Source organism: Pseudomonas sp. OE 28.3 (assembly GCF_014268205.2).
Classification (GTDB): Bacteria; Pseudomonadota; Gammaproteobacteria; order Pseudomonadales; family Pseudomonadaceae; genus Aquipseudomonas; species Aquipseudomonas edaphica.
Window position 1 is genome coordinate 2,798,511 of sequence record NZ_CP077082.1, and the last position, 21,808, is coordinate 2,820,318.

Here is a 21,808-nt window from a genome sequence, read left to right on the forward strand (position 1 = left end):
TGGGAGCTGGCTTGCCTGCGATAGCGGTGGTTCAGTTCAATAGGTATTGACTGATGGGCCTCTATCGCAGGCAAGCCAGCTCCCACAGTGGACTGTCTTTGTTTGTGGAGTTTTGTCTATTTATTGAGACTCGCTCATGTCCAATGCCACCATTTTTTTGTACAGGGTCGATCTACCCAGCCCCAACCGCTTGGCGGCTTCCACCACATTGCCTTCACAGGCCTTGAGTGCCGCCGCAATCACCTGCCGATCAAAGCGCTCCCGCGCCGCCGCAAATGTCTCGCCCTCGACCGTCTCCACCCGCCCACGGGCCACCGGGCTGAACGTGCCGATCGCCGCGCGAATCTCTTCGGCATCCAGCACCAGGTCATCACTCAACAACGCCGCGCGTTCCAGTACGTTGCGCAGTTCACGGATATTCCCCGGCCACGCGTGCTGCGCCAGCAACGCCAAGGCTTCGCGGTCAAGCTCATGCTGGCTGCGCAACTCTTCAAGAATCGCCTCGCTCAACGCCGGAATATCTTCCAGGCGCTCACGCAACGGCGGCACCTGGATCGGCAGCACGTTCAGGCGGTAATACAAGTCCGCCCGGAATTCGCCGCGCTTGATCGCCGCTTCCAGGTCCATGGACGTGGCCGCGATCACCCGCACATCGCTGTGCACCATTTCGTTGGAGCCCACCGGCTCGTATTCCTTTTCCTGCAACACCCGCAGCAGTTTGCTTTGCAGCGGCAGTGGCATGTCGCCGATTTCATCGAGGAACAGCGTGCCGCCCTGGGCGATTTGCAACTTGCCGGGGCGGCCCTTGCGGTCGGCGCCGGTGAAGGCGCCCGGTGCTGTGCCGAAGAACTCGGCTTCGAGCAGGTCGCCGGGAATGGCCGCGCTGTTGATGCTGACAAATGCTTTATGGGCGCGCGTTGATGCGCCGTGGATGGCCTGGGCCAGCAACTCTTTACCGGTGCCGGTTTCGCCCAGCAGCAACACGGGCGACTCGGCACTCGCACTGCGTCGTGCCCGGCGTTTGACTTCCAGGCTGGCCGCGCTGGTGCCAATAAAATGCGCGAAGTTGTATTTGCTCTGGCGTGAACGCAGCAGCGAACGGGTGGAGGCCAGCTCCTGCTGCATGCTCAGGTAGCGCTCGATCAGCGGCGACAAGTTGCGCAGCTCATCAAACAGCGCAAACCCGATCGCGCCGATCACCGCGCCTGCGTCATCGTGGATCGGCAGGCGCATCACCACCAACGGGCCTTTGGGCGTGTCCTGGATATCCAGCAGAATCGGCTGATCGTTGCGCACCACCTGGCGTAACAGGCTATTGGAAATCACTTGCTCGCACGGCTGGCCGATGGCTTCATCGGCGCTTTTAAGACCAAAACGTTTGGCGTAGCGCTCATTCATCCACACGATATTCGCGTCGCGATCGACAATCACCGTGCCTTCGCTGGACTGCTCGATGATCTCGAACAGCGACTGGATGGCCAGGCCGCGAACCTGCTGGTAGTCCTTGAGGCTGTCGCTGATGTTCATGCTCACACTGCCAACGCAAAATATGATTGGAATACGGTCCTGTGGGAGCTGGCTTGCCTGCGATGGCGTCCTCAAGATCGCCATCGCAGGCAAGCCAGCGCCTACAAGGGAATGTGCGCCGCCGCCAGCAGCTCTTTGGTATAGGGATGTTGCGGCGCGTCGAACACCACATGGCTCGCACCGCGCTCCACCACCTTGCCGTCCTTGATCACGATCATGTCGTGGGCCATGGCCCGCACCACCGCCAGGTCGTGGCTGATAAACAGATAGGTCAGGCCGTATTTTTCCTGCAGTTCACGCAACAGCGCCACCACTTGTTTCTGCACGGTGCGGTCGAGGGCTGAGGTCGGTTCATCCAGCAGCATCAGCGCAGGCTTGAGCACCAAGGCGCGGGCGATCGCGATGCGTTGACGCTGGCCACCGGAAAACTCATGGGGGTAACGATGACGGCTGGCGGGGTCGAGGCCCACGTCCTTGAGCACCTGGATCACTTGCGCATCGCGGTCGGCCAGGCTGCACGGCGCGTGCACTTCCAGGCCTTCGCTGATGATCTGTTGCACCGACATGCGCGGGCTGAGGCTGCCGAACGGGTCTTGGAACACCACCTGCATCTGCTTGCGCCATGGGCGCATCTGCTGGTTGTTCAGCGGGTCGAGGGCTTCACCCTGAAAACGGATACTGCCGGTGGAATCGAGCAAGCGCAGGATCGCCTGGCCGAGGGTGGATTTGCCCGAGCCGGACTCGCCGACAATCCCCAAGGTTTTGCCGCGCTGCACGCTAAGGCTAATGCCGTCGACTGCGCGCAGCCAGGTTTTGCGCCTGAACAGCCCGCCGCCGAGGGGGAATTGCACGCTCAGGTCGTCGACTTGCAACACCGTCTCACGTTCATCACTGCACAGCGCATCGCCGGACGGCTCGGCATCCAGCAGCAGGCGGCTGTAGGGGTGTTGCGGCGCAGTGAACAGCGTCTCGCAGTCGGCCTGCTCGACAATCTCCCCGGCGCGCATTACACACACACGCTGGGCAATGCTGCGCACCAGGTTGAGGTCATGGCTGATCAGCAGCAGCGACATGCCCAGGCGTTGTTGCAACGACTTGAGCAGCAGCAGGATCTTGCGCTGCACGGTCACGTCCAGCGCGGTGGTGGGTTCGTCGGCAATCAGCAGCTCCGGCTCGCAGGCCAGGGCCATGGCGATCATCACCCGCTGGCGCTGGCCGCCGGAGAGTTGATGCGGGTAAGCCTTGAGGCGCTCCTGGGGTTTCTGGATGCCCACCAGTTCGAGCAGCTCAAGAATGCGTGACTGCGCCGCCTTGCCGCCCAGGCCCTTGTGCAGCAGCAGGGTTTCGCCGATCTGTTTTTCGATGCTGTGCAGCGGGTTGAGCGAGGTCATCGGCTCCTGGAAAATCATCGCAATACGGTTGCCGCGCAGCTTTTGCAAGGTGGCCGTCGACGCGCCGATCAGCTCCTGGCCGCGATACTTCACCGAGCCTGTGGTGTGCGTGCCCGCGTCTGGCAGCAATTGCAGAATCGAGTGGGCGGTTACCGACTTGCCCGAACCCGACTCGCCGACCAAGGCCAGGCATTCGCCAGGGCGCACGTCCAGGCACAGTTTGCTCACCACGGTCTGGCCGCTGAAGGCGACGCTGAGGTCGCGGATCTCGATCAGGTTCATACGCAATTACTCATGAGCGTGGGTCGAAGGCATCACGTAATGCCTCGCCGATAAAGACCAGCAGCGACAGGATCAGCGCCAAGGTGAAAAATGCCGTCAGGCCCAGCCAGGGCGCTTGCAGGTTTTGCTTGCCCTGAGCAATCAGTTCGCCCAGGGACGCGCTGCCGGCGGGCATGCCGAACCCGAGAAAGTCCAGGGCGCTCAAGGTTGAAATTGCCCCGGTCAAGATAAACGGCAGGTAGCTCAAGGTGGCGGTCATGGCGTTGGGCAGGATATGCCGGCGAATGATCTTGCCATCGCCCAGGCCCAGGGCGCGTGCGGCCTTGACGTATTCCAGGTTGCGCCCGCGCAGGAACTCGGCGCGCACCACGTCCACCAGGGCCAGCCAGGAAAACAGCGCCATGATCCCCAACAGCCACCAGAAATTCGGTTCGACAAAGCCGGACAAAATGATCAGCAGGTACAGCACCGGAAGTCCGGACCACACTTCCAGAATGCGCTGACCGAGCAGGTCGACCCAGCCGCCGTAATAGCCCTGCAAGGCGCCAGCGGCGATGCCGATGGCGGCACTGATGGCAGTGAGTGCCAGGGCAAACAGGATCGACACCCGTGCGCCGAAGATGACCCGCGCCAGCACATCGCGGGATTGATCATCGGTGCCCAGCCAGTTCACCGTCGAGGGCGGGCTGGGGGCAGGGCGGGTCAGTTCGTAGTTGGGCGTGTCGTCGCTGAACGGGATCGGCGGGAACAGCATCCAGCCGCCGTCCTGCTTGATCAGCTTTTGCACGTAGTCACTGCGGTAGTCGGCCTGGAAGGGCAACTGGCCGCCGAACTGTTGCTCGGTGTAGCGCTTGAACACCGGGAAATACAGCTCGTTCTTGAAGCTCAGCACCAAGGGTTTGTCATTGGCGATCAACTCGCCGCCCAGGGTCAGGATAAACAGGCCGATAAACAGCCACAGCGACCACCAGCCACGGCGGTTCTTCTTGAAGCGCTCGAAACGCCGACGGGCCACCGGAGACAGATTAAGCATCAGGCGTTCCTCGCGGCGAAGTCGATACGCGGGTCCACCAGGGTGTAGCAGAGGTCGCCGATGAGTTTTATCAAGAGCCCGAACAGGGTGAAGATAAACAACGAGCCAAAGACCACCGGGTAGTCGCGGGATACGGCGGCTTCGTAGCTCATGCGGCCCAGGCCATCGAGGGAAAAGATCACTTCGATCAACAGGGAACCGGCAAAAAACACGCTGATAAATGCCTGGGGAATCCCCGAGATCACCAGCAGCATGGCATTGCGAAACACATGGCCGTAGAGCACCCGGCGTTCACTCAAGCCCTTGGCACGGGCGGTGACCACGTATTGGCGCGTGATTTCATTCAGGAATGAGTTTTTGGTGAGGATGGTCAGCGTCGCGAACCCGCCGATCACCAGGGCGCTGACGGGCAACACCAGGTGCCAGAAGTAGTCGGCAATTTTGCCGATTGTGCTGAGTTCGTCGAAGTTCTCCGAGACCAGCCCGCGCACCGGGAACCAGTTCAGCGAGGTGCCACCGGCGAACAGCACGATCAGGAACATCGCAAACAGGAAGGCCGGCATCGCATAACCGATGACAATCGCGGTGCTGCTCCACACGTCAAAGCTGCTGCCGTGGCGCACGGCCTTGCGAATCCCCAAGGGGATCGACACCAGATAGGTGATCAAGGTGGCCCATAAACCGAGGGAAATGGTCACCGGCATTTTTTCCAGGATCAGGTCGATCACGCTTTTGCCGCGAAAGAAGCTGTTACCGAAATCCAGTTGGGCGTAGTTCTTGAGCATCAGCCACAGACGTTCCGGCGCGGGCTTGTCGAAGCCGTATTGCTTTTCGATGTCCTTGATCAATTTGGGGTCCAGGCCACGGCTGGCGCGCGAGCCGTTGACGGCTTCGCCGCCACCACCGCCAATGCCGCCGCCACCGATGCCCTGCAGGTGGGCAATGGCTTGTTCAACCGGGCCGCCGGGCGCGGCCTGCACGATCACGAAATTGACCAGCAGGATGATCACCAGCGTGGGGATAATCAGCAGCAGGCGCCGCACGATATAGGCAAACATCAGCGCGTTCCTCCGCGTTTTTTCAGCTCGGCGTTCATTTGCTCATTCGTCAGTGGTGTGGGGCTGATTTCCCACCAGGTTTCCAGCGCTTCGTCGTTTTTGGCCTCGATGGCCGGGCGACCGAAACGGTTCCACCAGGCAGCGGAAGTGCCGGGCGGGTAATAGTTGGGGATCCACAGGTAGTTCCATTGCAGCACGCGGTCCAGGGCATGGGCGTAAGTGAGCATCTGCGCCTGGGTGTTGGCTTTGACCAGCCCGCTGATCAGGGTATCGACGGCGGGGTCTTTGAGCACCATGTAGTTGTTCGCACCAGGGTCGTAGGCGGCCTGCGAGCCGAAGTAGTTGTACAGCTCCATGCCTGGCGACGTGGTGACCGGGAAACCGATGACGATCATGTCGTAGTCGCGGGCCATGATGCGGTTGACGTACTGGGACGAGTCTATGCGGCGGATATTCAGGGTGATGCCGATCTGCGCCAGGTTGCGCTTGTACGGCAGCAGTAGGCGCTCCAGACCGGCCTGGGCATTGAGGAAGGTGAACTCCAGTGGCTCGCCGTCGGCGTTGACCAGCTTGTCGCCCTTGGGTGTCCAGCCGGCGGCTTCCAGCAGTGCCAGGGCTTGCAGCTGTTTGTCACGGATCATGCCGCTGCCGTCGGTGACCGGCGCCTTGAAAACTTGGGTGAATACTTCGTCGGGCACCTGGCCGCGCAGTGGCTCAAGAATCGCCAGTTCCTCTGGGGTCGGCGGTTGGCTTGCAGCCAGCGGGCTGTTGGAGAAGAAGCTCTGCTGGCGGATGTACATATTGCGCATCATCTGCCGGTTGGCCCATTCGAAGTCCCACAGCATCGCCAGCGCCTGGCGCACGCGGCGGTCCTTGAACATCGGTTTTTGCACGTTGAACACATAGCCCTGGGCCGGTTGCGGCATCTCTTTGGCCAAGTGCGCACGTTGCAGGCGGCCATCGTCGAGGGCCGGGCCGTTGTAGCCGATGGAGTAGCCCGTAGCGGAGAACTCGCGGTTGAAGTCATAGGCGCCGCCACGCAGCACCTGGCGGGCCACCTCGGTGTCGCCGAAGTACTCCAGGCTCAAGTGGTCGAAGTTGTACAGGCCCCGGCTGACGGGCAAGTCCTTGCCCCACCAGTCGGGGTCGCGGGTGAAAGTGATGGTGCTGCCGGAGTCGATTTTGCTGATTTTGTACGGGCCGCTGCCCAGCGGCGCTTCGTAGCCGCCACCGTTGGCGAAGTCGCGGGTTTTCCACCAATGCTCGGGGAATACCGGCAGGGTGGCGATATCCAGAGGCAGGGTGCGGTTTTCATTGCTGGAAAAGTCGAAGCGCACCTGGCGCTCGCCTTCGACTTCGACGTGTTTGACGTCGGCGAACAGGGTGCGAAAGCGCAGGCTGCCTTGGGTCATCAGCAGGTCGAAGCTGTAGCGTACATCTTCGGCGGTGATCGGCGTGCCATCGGCAAAGCGTGCCTTGGGGTTGAGGTAGAAGCGCAGCGAGAGGCCGTCGTCGGCGCGTTCCATTTTTTCGGCGACCAGGCCGTAAACGGTGTAGGGCTCATCCAGGGAGCGCTGGGCCAGCGGGGCGTAGAGCCAGCCGTCGACCTGGGAGACGCCGATGCCTTTGTCTATGTACGGCAATACATGGTCGAAGCGCCCGATTTCGATGGCTGAGCGTCGCAGGCTGCCGCCTTTGGGCGCGTTGGGGTTGGCGTAGTCGAAATGGGTGAAGCCGGTGGGGTACTTGGCCGGTTCGCCGTAGACCGTGAGGTAGGTTTGCGGGGCCGCGATCACGGCGGTGCTGGCCAGTAGCAGGGCCAGGGTGTAGCTGAAGAGTTTTGTGGAAAAAACCAATCGCATTATCAGCCTTGAGCGCCGGGTGAACAGTAATAGGGATTTGTACGTTAACGGCTTATGGGTTGCCAGTCACTTGATGCACAACGGCCCACCAAAAGGCGGGCCGTTGTTTATAGCATCAGCGCGGACGGGATCAGTCCTGGCGGCTGGTGACTTCCAGCAGGTGGTAGCCGAACTGGGTTTTTACCGGGCCTTGCACGGTGTTGACGGGGGCGCTGAAGACGACGGTGTCGAATTCCTTGACCATCTGGCCTGGGCCGAACGAACCCAGGTTGCCACCGTCGCGGCTGGATGGGCAGCTGGAGTTGGCTTTGGCGATTTCTGCGAAATCGGCGCCGCCTTCGATCTGGGCCTTGAGTTCGTTGCACTTGTCTTCGGTGGAAACGAGGATGTGGCGGGCGGTGGCTTTGGCCATGGGGGTAACTCCTTGAAGTAAAAAGGGTGAGCCTACCGGATTCAGGTGGTTTTTTGTTGGCAAAGTTCCATCTTGTGGTGGGTTGGGTTGGGTTGATTGAGTACATATCCGTTGCTGCGGTAACGGCCACTTAGGGTTCCGCCCTTACGGCGGGTCACTTTTGGCAAACGCCCTGTACGGACCGGACACATGGTTGACGGGTGTGCGGGGACATGGTGGACACTTCTCGGCGAAGCCAGCTTCGCCGGGAGGCCATCATGCCCTGGAACACGAGAGACGCCATGAGCCTAAAACAAGAGTTTGTTTCCTTAGCAAAGAAACCCGGCAGTAATAAGCGAGAGCTGTGTCGACGATTTGGTATAAGTCCGCAAACCGCCTACAAGTGGCTAAAGCGTTACGAGGCCGGCGGCTCTGCGGGTTTGCAAGAGAAGTCACGCAGGCCCGCCAGCAGCCCCAAACTGACCCGGGCCGAGCTGGAGGCTGAGGTCGTTGCACTTCGCCAAGATCATCCGGCATGGGGCGGACGCACAATTAGCAGCATGCTGGACAAGCGAATTGCTCCCAGTACTGTCACTAATGTCCTGCACCGGCACAGCTTGATTAAGCCTTCAGAGAAAGAACCAGAGGCCCGGCTGAGATTTGAACATCCTGAGCCCAACGATCTTTGGCAGATGGATTTCAAAGGCCACTTTGCAATGCAGCAAGGCCGATGCCACCCCCTGACCATCCTGGACGATCATTCGCGGTTCAACCTGGCCATCCAAGCGTGTGATAACGAGCGAGGCACCACCGTAAAACAGAAGATGAGCGAGGTATTTGAAACTTACGGTTTACCGGCACGTATCAACGTCGACAATGGCGCGCCATGGGGCTCACCGCGTAATCCTGGCGAGATCACAGAGTTGAGTATTTGGCTGGTGCGTTTGGGAATTCGGATAAGTTTCAGTCGTCCCTACCATCCGCAAACAAATGGGAAAATCGAGCGTTTTCATCGATCACTCAAGGCAGAAGTCCTTAACGGGCGTCACTTTTCTACGCTAGCGGATGCTCAATCAGCATTCGATCAATGGCGTGAAATATACAACCTGCAACGTCCTCATCAGGCGCTGGAATACAAGGTGCCCATGGACCGCTATCGCAGCAGTCCTTGGGCTTATCCGCAAAAGCTACCTGAGTTTGAATACGGACCAGACGACGTGTTAGCCAAGGTTTATCACAGCCGTTTTCGCTTCCAAAAACGCTACTTCAGCATCGCAAAAGGCTTGGTAGGACAGCACATAGCAATCCGCCCGAACGCAGAAAGCGATGGTCTGTTCGACGTCTATTTCTGCCATCACTTTTTGCGAACAATCGACATTAGTAAGCCTGATTATGGTCAATAATGTGTCCACCATGTCCCCGCACATGTGTCAACCATGTGTCCGGTCCGTACAGCAAACGCCCCAAAAGTAACCAAAAGGTCTTCGCCCCACCACTCGGCACCTCGCTAATGCTCGGTGTGCCCTCACTCCGGCTTGAATCCGTGGGCCGCCGCGATGGGCCATCCTTGGCCCAGCGCGGCTAACCCGGCGTCCTGCCGGGTTACCCACGGATTCAAGCCTGCGTTCGGCCATCGTGGTTAACGGGGCGCCTCAGATCAAAAGCAAGATCAAGATCTACAGCACGGCGGCCTGAAAGCCGACCTGAGTGGTTGAATCAAAAGCGAAAGGCGAAAGGCGGATTTGCATACACTGAAGATCTGCTTTTCTGTGGGAGCTGGCTTGCCTGCGATGCAGACACCTTGGTGTATCAGGTACACCGAGTTGATGCCATCGCAGGCAAGCCAGCTCCCACCTTTGATCGAGTATGGCTCTGCTGTTGCTGTTGCTGTTGCTGTTGCTCCGGCTCTTACATCCTTTTCGATGACGAAGTCAGCGGTCTTTTGATCTGCGCTTTTGATCTTGATCTTGATCTGAAATCGCCCCGTTAAACACGATGGCCGGAATCTGACAGGGATTTGGGGGGTAAACCGGCAGGGATGCCGGTTTAGCCGCGCTGGGCCAAGGATGGCCCATCGCGGCGGCCCCCCAAATCACTGTCGGATTGCGGGCATGCCGAGCCATAGCGAGGCACCGAGTGTTGGGGCGAGGACCTTTTGGTTACTTTTGACTGGGCCGGCATTCCGGTCCTTGCAAAAGTGACCCGCTGTAAGAGCGGAAGCATAGGCCGCCGTTACTTAAATAACGGATATGTACACGATCAAACCACAACAGCAGGCACCAAAAACGCAGCTTCCAACAACTGCCGCGTATAAGCATGCTGCGGATCCGCAAAGATCCCCGCCGCGTCCCCCTGTTCCACCACCTGCCCATGCTTGACCACCATCAACTGGTGACTCAAGGCCTTCACCACCGCCAAATCATGGCTGATAAACAGGTACGTCAGGTTGTACTTGGCCTGCAGCCCCCGCAATAATTCCACCACTTGCCGCTGCACCGTGCGGTCCAGCGCGGACGTCGGTTCATCGAGCAGTATCAAGCGGGGCTTGAGCACCAAGGCACGGGCGATGGCAATGCGTTGACGCTGCCCACCGGAAAACTCATGGGGGTAACGATGCCGCGACTCCGGGTCCAGGCCCACTTCCTTGAGCGCTGCAATAATCGCCACTTCCTGCTCGGCCGGCGTGCCCATCTTGTGGATACGCAACCCTTCGCCAACGATCTCACTCACACACATCCGCGGGCTCAAGCTGCCGAACGGGTCTTGAAACACCACCTGCATCTCCCGCCGTAGCGGGCGCACCTGTTGCTGAGTCAAGCGGTCAAGTTGCTGGCCTTCAAAGCGAATCCCGCCTTTGCTGGCGATCAAGCGCAAAATCGCCAGGCCCAGGGTGGACTTGCCCGAGCCGCTTTCACCGACGATGCCCAGCGTCTGGCCCTGGGGCAGGCTGAAGTTGATGCCGTCCACCGCCTTGACGTAATCGACGGTGTTGCGCAAAAAGCCCTTTTTGATCGGGAACCAGACCTTCAGGTCGTCGACTTCCAGGAGTGGCGGCCCGACCTCGTTACTGGCTGGCCCACCGCTGGGCTCCGCCGCCAGCAGTTCCTGGGTGTAAGGGTGCTGGGGCGACTGAAACAGCGTCTCGCAATCAGCCTGTTCAACGATGCAACCCTGCTGCATCACACACACACGATGGGCGATGCGCCGCACCAGGTTCAAGTCATGGCTGATCAGCAGCAATGCCATGCCCAGCCGGGCCTGCAGCTCTTTGAGCAGTTCCAGGATCTTCAATTGCACGGTGACGTCGAGGGCCGTGGTCGGTTCGTCGGCGATCAGCAGTTCGGGCTCGTTGGCCAACGCCATGGCGATCATCACCCGCTGGCGCTGGCCGCCGGACAGTTCGTGGGGCAGGGCTTTGAGGCGCTTGTGCGGCTCGGGGATGCCCACCAGTTCAAGCAGTTCCAGGGTGCGCCGGGTCGCGACTTTACCGGTCAGGCCTTTGTGCAGGCCGAGCACTTCGTTGATCTGCTTCTCGATCGAATGCAGTGGGTTCAACGAGGTCATTGGCTCCTGGAAGATCATCGCAATGCGGTTGCCGCGAATATGCCGGATGGTTTTCTCTTTGAGGGTCAGCAGATCATGCCCGGAATAGCTGATGGTGCCGGCCGGGTGCCGCGCCAGCGGGTAGGGCAACAGGCGCAGGATCGAGTGGGCGGTCACCGATTTGCCCGAGCCGCTTTCGCCGACCAGCGCCAGGGTTTCGCCGCGCTTGATATCGAAGCTGACATTGTTGACCACGCGGTGATGATGCTCGCCGGTGACGAACTCGACGCAGAGGTCGCGGACTTCGATCAGATTGTCCTGATTCATCTCATTTCCTCGGGTCGAAGGCATCGCGAGCGGACTCGCCGATAAACACCAGCAAACTCAACATGATCGCCAACACGGCAAACGCACTCATGCCCAGCCACGGCGCTTGCAGGTTGGATTTGCCCTGGGCCACCAGTTCGCCCAGGGACGGCGAACCGGCCGGCAGGCCGAAACCGAGAAAATCCAGGGCGGTGAGGGTGCCAATGGCACCGGTGAGGATGAACGGCATGAACGTCATGGTCGAGACCATGGCATTGGGCAGGATATGCCGGAACATGATCGCGCCGTTCTGCATGCCCAGCGCTCGGGCGGCACGCACATATTCCAGGTTGCGCCCGCGCAGGAACTCGGCGCGCACCACGTCCACCAGGCTCATCCACGAAAACAGCAACATGATGCCCAGCAGCCACCAGAAGTTGGGCTGCACAAAGCTGGCGAGGATGATCAGCAGGTACAGCACCGGCAAACCCGACCAGATCTCCAGGAAACGCTGGCCGGCCAGGTCGACCCAGCCGCCATAGAAACCCTGCAAGGCGCCAGCGATGACGCCGATGATCGAGCTGAGCACGGTCAGCGTCAGGGCAAACAGCACCGACACACGAAAGCCGTAGATCACTCGCGCCAGCACATCGCGGCCCTGGTCGTCGGTGCCCAGCAGGTTCACCGAAGACGGCGGCGCTGGCGCGGGGACTTTCAGGTCGTAGTTGATGCTCTGGTAGCTGAACGGGATGGGCGCCCACAGCGTCCAGGCGTCCTTGGCCTTGAGCAGTTCCTGGATATACGGGCTTTTGTAGTTGGCCTCCAGCGGGAATTCGCCGCCAAACGTGGTCTCCGGGTAGCGTTTAAGCGCCGGGAAATACCAGCCACCGTCGTAATGGACTGCCAGCGGTTTATCGTTGGCGATCAACTCGGCGCCCAGGCTGAGCACGAACAGAATCAGGAACAGCCACAGCGACCACCAGCCACGTTTGTTGGCTTTGAAACGCTCGAACCGGCGGCGATTGAGGGGGGACAGGTTCATCTCAATGCTCCCGGCTGGCGAAGTCGATGCGCGGATCGACCAGGGTGTAAGTGAGGTCGCCGATCAGTTTCACGATCAGCCCCAGCAGGGTGAAGATAAACAGCGTGCCGAACACCACCGGGTAATCGCGGTTGATCGCCGCTTCAAAGCTCATCAGGCCCAGGCCGTCGAGGGAAAAGATCACCTCGACCAGCAACGAGCCGGTGAAGAAGATCCCGATAAACGCCGAGGGGAAACCGGCAATTACCAGCAGCATGGCGTTACGAAACACGTGGCCGTAAAGCACGCGGTGGTTGGTCAGGCCCTTGGCTTTGGCGGTGACCACATACTGTTTGTTGATTTCGTCGAGGAAGCTGTTTTTGGTCAGCAGGGTCATGGTTGCGAAGTTGCCGATCACCAACGCGGTGACGGGCAGGGCCAGGTGCCAGAAATAATCGAGGATCTTGCCGCCTACGCTCAGTTCCTCGAAGTTGTTGGACGTCAGCCCACGCAAGGGGAACCAGTCCAGGTAACTGCCGCCGGCAAACACCACGATCAGCAGGATCGCGAACAAAAACGCCGGGATGGCATAGCCGACGATGATCGCCGAACTGGTCCACACGTCAAAGTGGCTACCGTGCCGCGTGGCCTTGGCGATGCCCAGCGGGATCGACACCAGGTACATGATCAGCGTGCTCCATAGCCCGAGGGAGATGGACACTGGCATCTTTTCCTTGATCAGGTCGATGACCTTGGCGTCGCGAAAGAAGCTGTCGCCAAAATCCAGTCGTGCATAGTTCTTGACCATGATCCACAAGCGTTCCGGCGCCGACTTGTCGAAGCCGTACATCTTTTCGATTTCCTTGATCAGCGCCGGGTCCAGGCCCTGGGCGCCGCGGTAGCTGGAACCGGCCACCGAGACCTCGGCGCCGCCACCGGCAATGCGGCTGGTGGCGCCGTCGAACCCTTCGAGCTTGGCGATCATCTGCTCCACCGGGCCACCGGGGGCGGCCTGGATGATGATGAAGTTGATCAGCAGGATCCCGAACAGTGTGGGGATGATCAGCAACAGGCGGCGAACAATATAGGCCAGCATTTAATCGCCTCCGCTCGCCGGATCGGCGTTCTGGACAGTGTCGACGGCAGGTTTGGCCCACCAGGTGGCCGTGCCGACGTCGTAACGTGGCGGGACTTTGGGGTGGCCCAAGTGATCCCAGTACGCCACGCGGTAAGTCTTGATGTGCCAGTTGGGAATCACGTAGTAGCCAAACTGCAAGACCCGATCCAGCGCCTTGGCATGGTCGACCAGGCTTTGGCGCGAGTCGGCGTTGATCAGTTCTTCGACGAGTTGGTCGACCACCGGGTCCTTGAGGCCCATGTAGTTGCGGCTGCCGGATTTGTCGGCGGCGGCGGACGACCAGAATTCGCGCTGCTCGTTACCCGGCGAGGTGGACTGCGGGAAGCTGCCTACCAGCATGTCGAAGTCCCGCGAGCGCAGGCGGTTGATGTATTGCGAAACGTCAACGCGGCGGATTACCAGGTTGATCCCAAGGTCTGCCAGGTTGCGCTTGAAGGGCAGCAGCACCCGTTCGAAATCGGTCTGGGTCAACAGAAACTCGATGTTTACCGGCTTGCCGGTGGCGTCGACCATCTTGTCGTCGACGATCTTCCAGCCAGCCTCCTGCAACAGCTGGTAAGCCTCACGCTGCTGGGTACGGATCATGCCGCTGCCGTCGGTTTTGGCCGGCTCGAAGGCTTGGGTGAAGACTTCGGCGGGGAGCTTGTCGCGAAACGGCGCCAGGATGGCGGTTTCCGCCGGGCCGGGCAGGCCGGTGGCGGCCATCTCCGAGTTTTCGAAGTAGCTGCGGGTGCGGGTGTAGGCGCCATTGAACAGCTGTTTGTTGCTCCACTCGAAATCCAGCAGCAGGCTGATGGCCTTGCGCACCCGCACATCCTGGAACATCGGTTTGCGCGTATTGAACACAAACCCCTGCATGCCGGTGGGGTTGCCGTTGGGAATTTCTTCCTTGATCAACCGGCCCTGGGCCACGGCCGGAATGTTGTAGGCGTTGGCCCAGTTCTTGGCGCTGAATTCCAGCCAATAGTCGAACTGCCCGGCTTTCAAGGCTTCCAGCGCCACGGTGCTGTCACGGTAGTAGTCGGTGATGCGGTTATCGAAGTTGTAGAAGCCCTGGGTCACCGGCAGGTCTTTGGCCCAGTAATCCTTGACCCGCTCATAGCGCACCATGCGTCCCGGTTTGACCTCGGCGACCTTGTACGGCCCGCTGCCCAGCGGTATTTCCAGGTTGCCCTTGGCAAAGTCGCGCGTTGCCCACCAATGCTTGGGCAATACCGGCAGTTGGCCGAGGATCAGCGGTAATTCACGGTTATTGGTGCGTTTGAACTTGAACAGCACACGCAGCGGGTCTTCGGCGACCACTTCTTCGACGTCGGCGTAATAGTTGCGGTAGAGCGGCGAACCGTCCTTGATCAGCGCCTGGAAGGTGAACACCACGTCTTCGGCCCGGATCGGGTGGCCATCATGGAAGCGCGCTTCGGGGCGCAGGTAGAAGCGCACCCAACTGTTATCCGGAGCCTTTTCGATCTTGCCGGCCACCAGGCCGTACTCGGTGACGGGCTCGTCCAGACTTTGCATGGCCAAGGTGTCGTAGATCAGCGGCAGGTTGTCTGCGGGCACGCCCTTGCTGATGTAAGGGTTGAGGCTGTCGAAGCCGCCCATGCTCGATTCACGGAAGGTGCCGCCCTTGGGCGCGTCGGGGTTTACATAGTCGAAATGCTTGAAGTCGGCGGGGTACTTGGGTGGCTCGCTGTACAGGGTCAGCGCATGTTGCGGCGCGGCATTGGCTGCGCCGCACGCTAACAAGGCGCCAAACAGGGCGGTGCGCAAGGTCATCATTGGGCTTTCTCCGAAGCTTTCAGCCACCACGCGCTCAAACCCAGGCTATAGGGCGGCGTGGTGACAAAGGCGAACCGGTTGCGGTACGCCAAGCGATGATAGTTGAGGTACCAGTTGGGAATACTGTAGTGCTGCCACAGCAGCACCCGGTCGAGGGCGCGGCCGGCGGCCAATTGTTCTTCGCGGGTCTGCGCCGCCAGCAGTTGGTCGAGCAGGTGGTCGACCACCGGGTTGGCGATGCCGGCGTAGTTTTTGCTGCCCTTGATGGCCGCCTGGCTGGAGTGGAAGTACTGCCACTGCTCAAGGCCCGGGCTCAAGGTCTGGTTGAGGGTGATCAGGATCATGTCGTAGTCGAACTGATCCAGGCGCTGCTTGTATTGCGCCCGGTCAACCGTGCGCAGGCGCGCGTCGATGCCGATACTTTTGAGGTTTTCGACGTAGGGCTGCAGGATGCGTTCAAGGTTCGGGTTGACCAGCAGAATCTCGAAGCGCAGCGGTTGGCCCTTGCTGTCGAGCAGGCGCTGGTCTGAGAGTTTCCAGCCCGCTTCGCCGAGCAAGGCCAGGGCGCGGCGCAACGTCTCGCGCGGGATGCCGCGGCCGTCGGTCTGCGGCAGGCTGAAGGCTTGAGTGAACAGGTTGGGCGGCAACTGGTCGCGGTAGGGCGAGAGCATCAGCCATTCATGCCCCACTGGCACGCCGGTCGCAGAAAACTCACTGTTGGGGTAGTAACTGAGCGTGCGTTTATAGGCGCTGCTGAACAGGGTGCGGTTGGTCCATTCAAAATCGAACATCAACCCCAGGGCTTCACGCACTTTGGTCTGGCTGAAGATCGGCCGCCGCGTGTTCATGAACAAGCCCTGGCTCTGGGTCGGGATCTGGTGGGCGATCTGCGCCTTGATCACGTCGCCGCGGTTGACCGCGGGGAAGTTGTAGCCAGTGGCCCAGTTCTTGGCCTGGTGTTCGATATAGAGGTCGAATTCACCGGCCTTGAAGGCTTCGAAGGCCACGTCGCTGTCGCGGTAGAACTCCACTTCGACCTTGTCGTAGTTGTAGAACCCCTGGTTGACCGGCAGGTCTTTGCCCCAGTAATCCTTGACCCGCTCGAACACCAGCTGGCGGCCCGGGGTGACCTTGGTGATGCGATACGGCCCGCTGCCCAAAGGCGGCTCGAAGGTGGTGGCCTTGAAGTCGCGGTTCTTCCAGTAATGCTGGGGTAGAACCGGCAGTTCGCCCAGACGCAGGATCAGCAGTGGGTTGCCGGCGCGTTTGAATACAAAACGGATGCGATGGCGGTTGAGAATGTCGACCCGCGCCACTTCCTGCAGGTTGGTGCGGTACTGCGGGTGGCCTTCGGTGAGCAGGGTGCGATAGGAAAATGCCACGTCATAAGCGGTGATCGGCTTGCCATCATGGAAGCGCGCTTCCGGGCGCAGGTTGAACACCACCCAACTGCGGTCCTCGCTGTACTCCACCGATTGGGCAATCAGCCCGTAGCTGGAGGTGGGCTCGTCACCGGACGGCGCGTACTGGCCGGTGCCGACCATCAGCGGTTCGTTCAGCTCGTTGACGCCGTATTGCAGGAAATTGGGCGTGGAAACCGGGCTGGTGCCCTTGAAGGTGTAGGGGTTGAGGGTATCGAAGGTGCCAAATGCCATGACCCGCAATGTCCCGCCTTTGGGCGCTGCAGGGTTTACCCAGTCGAAGTGGGTGAATTTGGCCGGGTACTTGAGTGTGCCGAACTGCGTGTAACCGTGGCTCTCGGTAATCGTCGCGTTCGCAGCAAAGCTCAAGGCCAGACTTATTAGTAGAAGGAGGGGACGCTTCAAGTCAGAGATCCGATCCAGGCGGCTTGGGCTTTATGATCGGTACAGTAACAGCTTGTTCCGGTTGGAAAAAGGTGGCTGAAACCACTGGAGATCCAATGTGGGAGCGGGCTTGCTCGCGAATGCAGTGTGTCAGTCAACAGAGATGTTGAATGTGCCACCGCTTTCGCGAGCAAGCCCGCTCCCACATTTGCTCCCCAGTGTTCTTGAGGGGTTAGCGCGGCCCGGAAACCACCAGCATCTGCCCCGGCTTCAACGCCTGGCCAGTACGCGGGTTCCAACGCTTGAGATGTTGCATCTCGACGTTGAAGCGCTTGGCGACGATGTACAGCGAGTCGCCTTTCTTGACCTTGTACTGCACCGGTTTCTTGCTGCTGGCCACCAGTTTGCGGGTGTCCTGCATCACCAGGGTCTGGCCGACCTTGAGGGCCTGGCCATTGAGTTTATTCCAGCGCTGCAGGTCATGTACATCGACCTTGTTCGCCTTGGCGATCAGCGTGAGGTTGTCGCCACTGCGGACTTTGTAGTTGCGGGTACGCCCGGCCACCCGTGTGCTCTCAACTTCGTCGAACACCTGCTTTTTCGGGCGCATCGCCAGCAATTCTTCGGGCTTCATCGTCGAAAGGGTGCTGGTGAGCAACTGCGCCTTGGAGCTTGGCACGAGCAAATGCTGCGGGCCGTCCAGGGTGGTGCGTTGTTTCAGGGCCGGGTTGAGCTGGAACAGTTCGTCTTCGTCGATCTCGGCCAGCGCGGCAACCCGGGACAGGTCCATGCTTTGCTTGACTTCAACCACTTCGAAGTACGGCGTGTTGGCAATCGGGCTCAGGTTGACGCCATAGGCCTCGGGGGCCAGCACCACTTGGGACAGCGCCAGGAACTTGGGCACGTAGTCCTTGGTTTCCTGGGGCAGGGGCAGGTTCCAGTAGTCGGTGGGCAGGCCGAGCTTTTCGTTGCGCTCGATCGCCCGGCTGACCGTGCCTTCGCCGGCATTGTAGGCCGCCAGGGCCAGCAGCCAGTCGCCGTTGAACATGTCATGCAGGCGCGTCAGATAGTCCAGGGCGGCGGTGGTGGAGGCGGTGATATCGCGGCGGCCGTCGTAGGCGCGGGTCTGGCGCAGGTTGAAGTAGCGCCCGGTGGAGGGGATGAACTGCCACAGGCCGACCGCATCGCTGCGCGAATAGGCCATCGGGTTGTAGGCACTTTCGATCACTGGCAGCAGCGCCAGCTCCAGGGGCATGTTGCGTTCTTCAAGGCGTTCAACGATGTAATGAATGTAGAGGCTGCCGCGTTCTCCGGCGTTCTCTAAAAAGGACGGGTTGCTGGCGAACCACAAGCGTTGTTGCTCGATGCGCGGGTTCACACCCAGGCCGTCCTGCAATTGAAAGCCCCGGCGCATGCGTTCCCAGACATCCTGGGGCACTTCGGGGCTAGGCTTCTCTGAGAGCCAAATAGGTTTTTGCTTGATCTTGGCAGCAAGATTGGGTTTGGGTTGCACGGTGGATTGTGCAGCGAAATTGGTCGATTGGCAGCCCGCCAGAGTCGCGGAAACGGCCACCGCCACGGCTTGAGCCAGGCGGGTCAATGCGTCTGAAGAAATGGATTTACGAATAGATGACGACATTGGCTGGAAGTAAGTTCCGGGCAAAAATGTCGGGCGATTCTAGAAAGCGCTTTGGTTCCGGTCAACCATTCAGAAATTCCGTATCAGATTGCATCCGCTTAGAACTTATCTTTCCAAGCCCTCAAGCTAGCAAACACCTCGGCCCCAGTGCGGTTGTCGCGACCGTTCCGTTCGTCCGCTTTTTGTTTAACGGATGTTTCGGCGGTACGCAGGAAAGGGTTAGTACGTTTTTCCAGGGTCAGGTTGGAGGGAAGTGTCATTTCACCACGGGCGCGCAATTGCTTGACGGTCTCGACGCGTTCGGCGATATCGGCATTGTCCGGTTCCACGGCCTGGGCAAATTTGAGGTTACTTTGCGTGTACTCATGGGTGCAGTACACCAGCGTGTCGGCGGGCAGGGCGGCCAGGCGCGCAAGCGAGGCGTGCATTTGTTCCGGGGTGCCTTCGAACAGGCGCCCGCAGCCGGCGGCAAACAGGGTATCGCCACAAAACAGCACGCCCTGGTGGTAATAGGCGATATGGCCGAGGGTGTGGCCGGGCACGCTATAAACGTCGAAGTCCCAGCCGAGCGCGTTGATGCGCGCGTTATCGTGCAGGGCCACGTCCCGCGCCGGGATCTTTTCGTTCGCCGGGCCGTAAACCTTGGCGCCGGTTGCATGTTTGAGCTGTTCGACGCCGCCGACATGATCATGGTGGTGGTGGGTGATCAGGATGTCGCTGAGCCTGTACCCAGGGTTTTGCTTGAGCCAGGCCAGCACCGGCGCGGCATCGCCGGGGTCGACCACGGCGCAGCGTAGGGTATCAGGGTCTTGTAACAACCAGATGTAGTTATCGGTGAAGGCGGGCAGGGCACTGATCTGTATCATTCTTCGATTCGCCAAGCTGAACACTTTGGTGCATCTTAGAACGTCTAGGCGAATTGGAGAATGCAATGACTGATAAAGCGTTCGCCCAGGCCGATCCTGAATGGCTGGCCCTGATCAGCGCAGCCCGTGATTGGCTGTCCGGGCCGATCGGGCAATTTTTGCTGGACGAAGAGCGGCGCATGCTCGAAGACGAGCTGGGCCGGTTCTTTGGTGGCTACCTGGTGCACTACGGCCCGTCGGCCCAGACGCCGCCCGCTGCGCCGCAGGTGCAACGCAATGTGCGCCTGGGCGCGCCGTTGCCTGGGGTCGAGATTGTGTGCGAGGAACAGGCCTGGCCGCTGAGCGAACATGCTGCCGATGTAGTGGTGCTGCAGCACGGCCTGGATTTCTGCCTGTCGCCCCACGGTTTGCTGCGCGAGGCCGCCAGCAGCGTGCGCCCAGGTGGCCATTTGCTGATCATCGGCATCAACCCCTGGAGCAGTTGGGGCCTGCGCCATGTGTTCGCCCATGACGGCCTGCGCCAGGCGCGCTGCATCGCGCCGTCGCGGGTGGGCGACTGGTTGAACCTGCTGGGCTTCGCGCTGGAGAAACGCCGCTTCGGGTGCTATCGTCCGCCGCTTGCGTCTGCCAAGTGGCAAGGACGGCTGGCCGGCTGGGAGCGCCGGGCGGGTGCCTGGCAACTGTCGGGCGGTGGCTTCTATTTATTGGTCGCGCGCAAGATCGTGGTCGGGCTGCGGCCGGTGCGGCAGGTCGCGCGTCAGCCCATGGGCAAGCTGGTGCCGATGCCGATGGCCAAGGTCAACCGCAAGCAGAGCGAACCGTAACCCCTCTTTTTGATTGAAGACCGAGCAACTGATGACCGATACCGTAGAACTCTTCACCGATGGCGCCTGCAAGGGCAACCCTGGCCCCGGCGGATGGGGCGCGTTGCTGGTGTGCAAAGGTGTGGAGAAGGAACTGTGGGGCGGCGAAGCCAACACCACCAACAACCGCATGGAGCTGATGGGCGCCATTCGCGGCCTGGAAGAACTCAAGCGTCGCTGTGACGTGCTGTTGGTGACCGACTCGCAATACGTGATGAAGGGCATCAACGAGTGGATGGTCAACTGGAAGAAGCGCGGCTGGAAAACCGCGGCCAAAGAGCCGGTAAAGAATGCCGACCTGTGGCAACTCCTCGATGAGCAATGCAACCGCCATGACATCACCTGGAAATGGGTACGCGGCCACATCGGCCACCCGGGCAACGAGCGCGCCGATCAATTGGCCAACCGTGGCGTGGATGAAGTTCGGGGCTACAAACAGAGCTGAGCCGGCTGACGTGTTAACATCGCGCCCCTTGATTCACACCACACTGCACACCACCGTTGAGAGCTGAACCCTGATGGCCATCCGATCTGTTGTACTCGATACCGAAACCACCGGCATGCCGGTGACCGATGGTCACCGGATCATTGAAATCGGCTGTGTCGAATTGATGGGTCGCCGCCTCACCGGGCGTCACTTTCACGTCTACCTGCAACCGGATCGTGACAGTGACGAGGGCGCAATTGGCGTCCACGGTATTACGGATGAATTCCTCAAGGGCAAGCCGCGCTTTGCTGAAGTGGCGGACGAGTTTTTCGAGTTCATCAACGGCGCTCAACTGATCATCCATAACGCGGCGTTCGACGTCGGGTTCATCAATAACGAGTTTGCCCTGATGGGGCAGACCGAGCGTGCGGATATCGCCCAGCACTGCTCGATTCTCGATACCTTGATGATGGCCCGTGAGCGTCACCCCGGCCAGCGCAACAGCCTGGATGCGTTGTGCAAACGTTATGGGGTTGATAACTCTGGCCGTGAATTGCACGGCGCCTTGCTCGACTCCGAGATTCTCGCCGACGTTTACCTGACCATGACCGGCGGGCAGACCAGCCTGTCCCTGGCCGGTAATGCTTCCGATGGCAGCGGCTCGGCGGAAGGTTCGGGCAACCGTCCTTCGGAAATCCGCCGTTTGGCGGCGGATCGCAAGCCGACCACCATCATCCGTGCCAGCGAGCAGGATCTGGCTGAGCATGCGGCGCGCCTGGAAGCGATTGCCAAGTCGGCGGGCGCGCCGGCGTTGTGGTCGCAACTGACTCAGCAATAATCACGGCTGAACACGATTAAAAAATGTGGGAGCTGGCTT

At 60.3% G+C, this 21,808-nt stretch carries 17 protein-coding genes; 4 read left to right on the forward strand and 13 right to left on the reverse strand.

From position 1 onward, the window contains the following. Positions 1 to 120 precede the first annotated feature (120 nt). The 6 genes from HU759_RS12835 to HU759_RS12860 all read right to left on the reverse strand — a co-directional run bounded on the left by HU759_RS12835 (position 121) and on the right by HU759_RS12860 (position 7,565). Positions 121 to 1,527, reverse strand: coding sequence for a sigma 54-interacting transcriptional regulator (locus HU759_RS12835; RefSeq protein ID WP_169987659.1), 1,407 nt, complete (start codon positions 1,525 to 1,527; stop codon positions 121 to 123). Between the two features lie 101 nt (positions 1,528 to 1,628). Next, the gene (locus tag HU759_RS12840) at positions 1,629 to 3,200 is read right to left on the reverse strand and encodes an ABC transporter ATP-binding protein (RefSeq protein ID WP_017136941.1); all 1,572 of its coding nucleotides are present in this window, start codon (positions 3,198 to 3,200) and stop codon (positions 1,629 to 1,631) included. 10 nt (positions 3,201 to 3,210) lie between these two features. After that, complete coding sequence (locus HU759_RS12845) at positions 3,211 to 4,233, reverse strand: ABC transporter permease (protein ID WP_056859498.1); 1,023 nt, start codon at positions 4,231 to 4,233, stop codon at positions 3,211 to 3,213. Beyond that, on the reverse strand, positions 4,233 to 5,291 hold the full coding sequence (locus HU759_RS12850) for a microcin C ABC transporter permease YejB (RefSeq protein WP_069788428.1): 1,059 nt from the start codon (positions 5,289 to 5,291) through the stop codon (positions 4,233 to 4,235). Before HU759_RS12850 ends, HU759_RS12845 begins: the two co-directional genes overlap by 1 nt. Next, a complete protein-coding gene (locus HU759_RS12855) occupies positions 5,291 to 7,153 on the reverse strand; it encodes an extracellular solute-binding protein (protein WP_170040270.1) in 1,863 nt (620 codons plus the stop codon). Before HU759_RS12855 ends, HU759_RS12850 begins: the two co-directional genes overlap by 1 nt. Positions 7,154 to 7,283: 130 nt before the next feature. After that, positions 7,284 to 7,565, reverse strand: a complete 282-nt coding sequence (locus HU759_RS12860; RefSeq protein WP_010210937.1) for a peptidylprolyl isomerase — start codon at positions 7,563 to 7,565, stop codon at positions 7,284 to 7,286. 257 nt (positions 7,566 to 7,822) lie between these two features. Here HU759_RS12860 and HU759_RS12865 point away from each other — a divergent pair, with 257 nt between their 5' ends. Continuing rightward, the gene (locus HU759_RS12865; protein ID WP_017135449.1) at positions 7,823 to 8,947 is read left to right on the forward strand and encodes an IS481 family transposase; all 1,125 of its coding nucleotides are present in this window, start codon (positions 7,823 to 7,825) and stop codon (positions 8,945 to 8,947) included. A gap of 856 nt (positions 8,948 to 9,803) precedes the next feature. On the opposite strand, the gene HU759_RS12870 is transcribed toward HU759_RS12865, so the two are convergent. The 7 genes from HU759_RS12870 to gloB form a co-directional block, all read right to left on the reverse strand. Then, positions 9,804 to 11,414: an ABC transporter ATP-binding protein gene (locus HU759_RS12870; protein WP_170040268.1), complete on the reverse strand. Its 1,611-nt coding sequence runs from the start codon at positions 11,412 to 11,414 to the stop codon at positions 9,804 to 9,806. Between the two features lies 1 nt (position 11,415). Next, positions 11,416 to 12,435, reverse strand: coding sequence for an ABC transporter permease (locus HU759_RS12875; RefSeq protein ID WP_012723835.1), 1,020 nt, complete (start codon positions 12,433 to 12,435; stop codon positions 11,416 to 11,418). Between the two features lies 1 nt (position 12,436). Continuing rightward, positions 12,437 to 13,510: a microcin C ABC transporter permease YejB gene (locus HU759_RS12880; RefSeq protein ID WP_058422335.1), complete on the reverse strand. Its 1,074-nt coding sequence runs from the start codon at positions 13,508 to 13,510 to the stop codon at positions 12,437 to 12,439. After that, positions 13,511 to 15,331: an extracellular solute-binding protein gene (locus HU759_RS12885; protein ID WP_170040265.1), complete on the reverse strand. Its 1,821-nt coding sequence runs from the start codon at positions 15,329 to 15,331 to the stop codon at positions 13,511 to 13,513. Further along, positions 15,328 to 17,157, reverse strand: coding sequence for an extracellular solute-binding protein (locus tag HU759_RS12890; protein ID WP_017136935.1), 1,830 nt, complete (start codon positions 17,155 to 17,157; stop codon positions 15,328 to 15,330). Before HU759_RS12890 ends, HU759_RS12885 begins: the two co-directional genes overlap by 4 nt. Positions 17,158 to 17,368: 211 nt before the next feature. After that, on the reverse strand, positions 17,369 to 18,775 hold the full coding sequence (locus tag HU759_RS12895; protein ID WP_056859491.1) for a transglycosylase SLT domain-containing protein: 1,407 nt from the start codon (positions 18,773 to 18,775) through the stop codon (positions 17,369 to 17,371). Between the two features lie 98 nt (positions 18,776 to 18,873). Next, a complete protein-coding gene (gene gloB, locus HU759_RS12900; RefSeq protein ID WP_170040262.1) occupies positions 18,874 to 19,641 on the reverse strand; it encodes a hydroxyacylglutathione hydrolase in 768 nt (255 codons plus the stop codon). 65 nt (positions 19,642 to 19,706) lie between these two features. On the opposite strand from gloB, the gene HU759_RS12905 reads away from it, so the two are divergent. The 3 genes from HU759_RS12905 to dnaQ all read left to right on the forward strand — a co-directional run bounded on the left by HU759_RS12905 (position 19,707) and on the right by dnaQ (position 21,769). Then, a complete protein-coding gene (locus HU759_RS12905) occupies positions 19,707 to 20,465 on the forward strand; it encodes a methyltransferase domain-containing protein (RefSeq protein ID WP_017136933.1) in 759 nt (252 codons plus the stop codon). A gap of 31 nt (positions 20,466 to 20,496) precedes the next feature. Continuing rightward, positions 20,497 to 20,949 (forward strand): ribonuclease HI, encoded by a 453-nt coding sequence (gene rnhA / locus HU759_RS12910; RefSeq protein ID WP_017136932.1) that lies wholly within the window; start codon positions 20,497 to 20,499, stop codon positions 20,947 to 20,949. A gap of 79 nt (positions 20,950 to 21,028) precedes the next feature. After that, a complete protein-coding gene (dnaQ, locus tag HU759_RS12915; protein ID WP_170040296.1) occupies positions 21,029 to 21,769 on the forward strand; it encodes a DNA polymerase III subunit epsilon in 741 nt (246 codons plus the stop codon). Positions 21,770 to 21,808 lie beyond the last annotated feature (39 nt).

Excerpts from the sequence above, each read along its gene's own strand:
- HU759_RS12835 (WP_169987659.1), bottom strand. The coding sequence starts at position 1,527 with ATGAACATCAGCGACAGCCTCAAGGACTACCAGCAGGTTCGCGGCCTG.
- HU759_RS12840 (WP_017136941.1), bottom strand. The coding sequence starts at position 3,200 with ATGAACCTGATCGAGATCCGCGACCTCAGCGTCGCCTTCAGCGGCCAG.
- HU759_RS12845 (WP_056859498.1), bottom strand. The coding sequence starts at position 4,233 with ATGCTTAATCTGTCTCCGGTGGCCCGTCGGCGTTTCGAGCGCTTCAAG.
- HU759_RS12850 (WP_069788428.1), bottom strand. The coding sequence starts at position 5,291 with ATGTTTGCCTATATCGTGCGGCGCCTGCTGCTGATTATCCCCACGCTG.
- HU759_RS12855 (WP_170040270.1), bottom strand. The coding sequence starts at position 7,153 with ATGCGATTGGTTTTTTCCACAAAACTCTTCAGCTACACCCTGGCCCTG.
- HU759_RS12860 (WP_010210937.1), bottom strand. The coding sequence starts at position 7,565 with ATGGCCAAAGCCACCGCCCGCCACATCCTCGTTTCCACCGAAGACAAG.
- HU759_RS12865 (WP_017135449.1), top strand. The coding sequence starts at position 7,823 with ATGCCCTGGAACACGAGAGACGCCATGAGCCTAAAACAAGAGTTTGTT.
- HU759_RS12870 (WP_170040268.1), bottom strand. The coding sequence starts at position 11,414 with ATGAATCAGGACAATCTGATCGAAGTCCGCGACCTCTGCGTCGAGTTC.
- HU759_RS12875 (WP_012723835.1), bottom strand. The coding sequence starts at position 12,435 with ATGAACCTGTCCCCCCTCAATCGCCGCCGGTTCGAGCGTTTCAAAGCC.
- HU759_RS12880 (WP_058422335.1), bottom strand. The coding sequence starts at position 13,510 with ATGCTGGCCTATATTGTTCGCCGCCTGTTGCTGATCATCCCCACACTG.
- HU759_RS12885 (WP_170040265.1), bottom strand. The coding sequence starts at position 15,331 with ATGATGACCTTGCGCACCGCCCTGTTTGGCGCCTTGTTAGCGTGCGGC.
- HU759_RS12895 (WP_056859491.1), bottom strand. The coding sequence starts at position 18,775 with ATGTCGTCATCTATTCGTAAATCCATTTCTTCAGACGCATTGACCCGC.
- gloB (WP_170040262.1), bottom strand. The coding sequence starts at position 19,641 with ATGATACAGATCAGTGCCCTGCCCGCCTTCACCGATAACTACATCTGG.
- HU759_RS12905 (WP_017136933.1), top strand. The coding sequence starts at position 19,707 with ATGACTGATAAAGCGTTCGCCCAGGCCGATCCTGAATGGCTGGCCCTG.
- rnhA (WP_017136932.1), top strand. The coding sequence starts at position 20,497 with ATGACCGATACCGTAGAACTCTTCACCGATGGCGCCTGCAAGGGCAAC.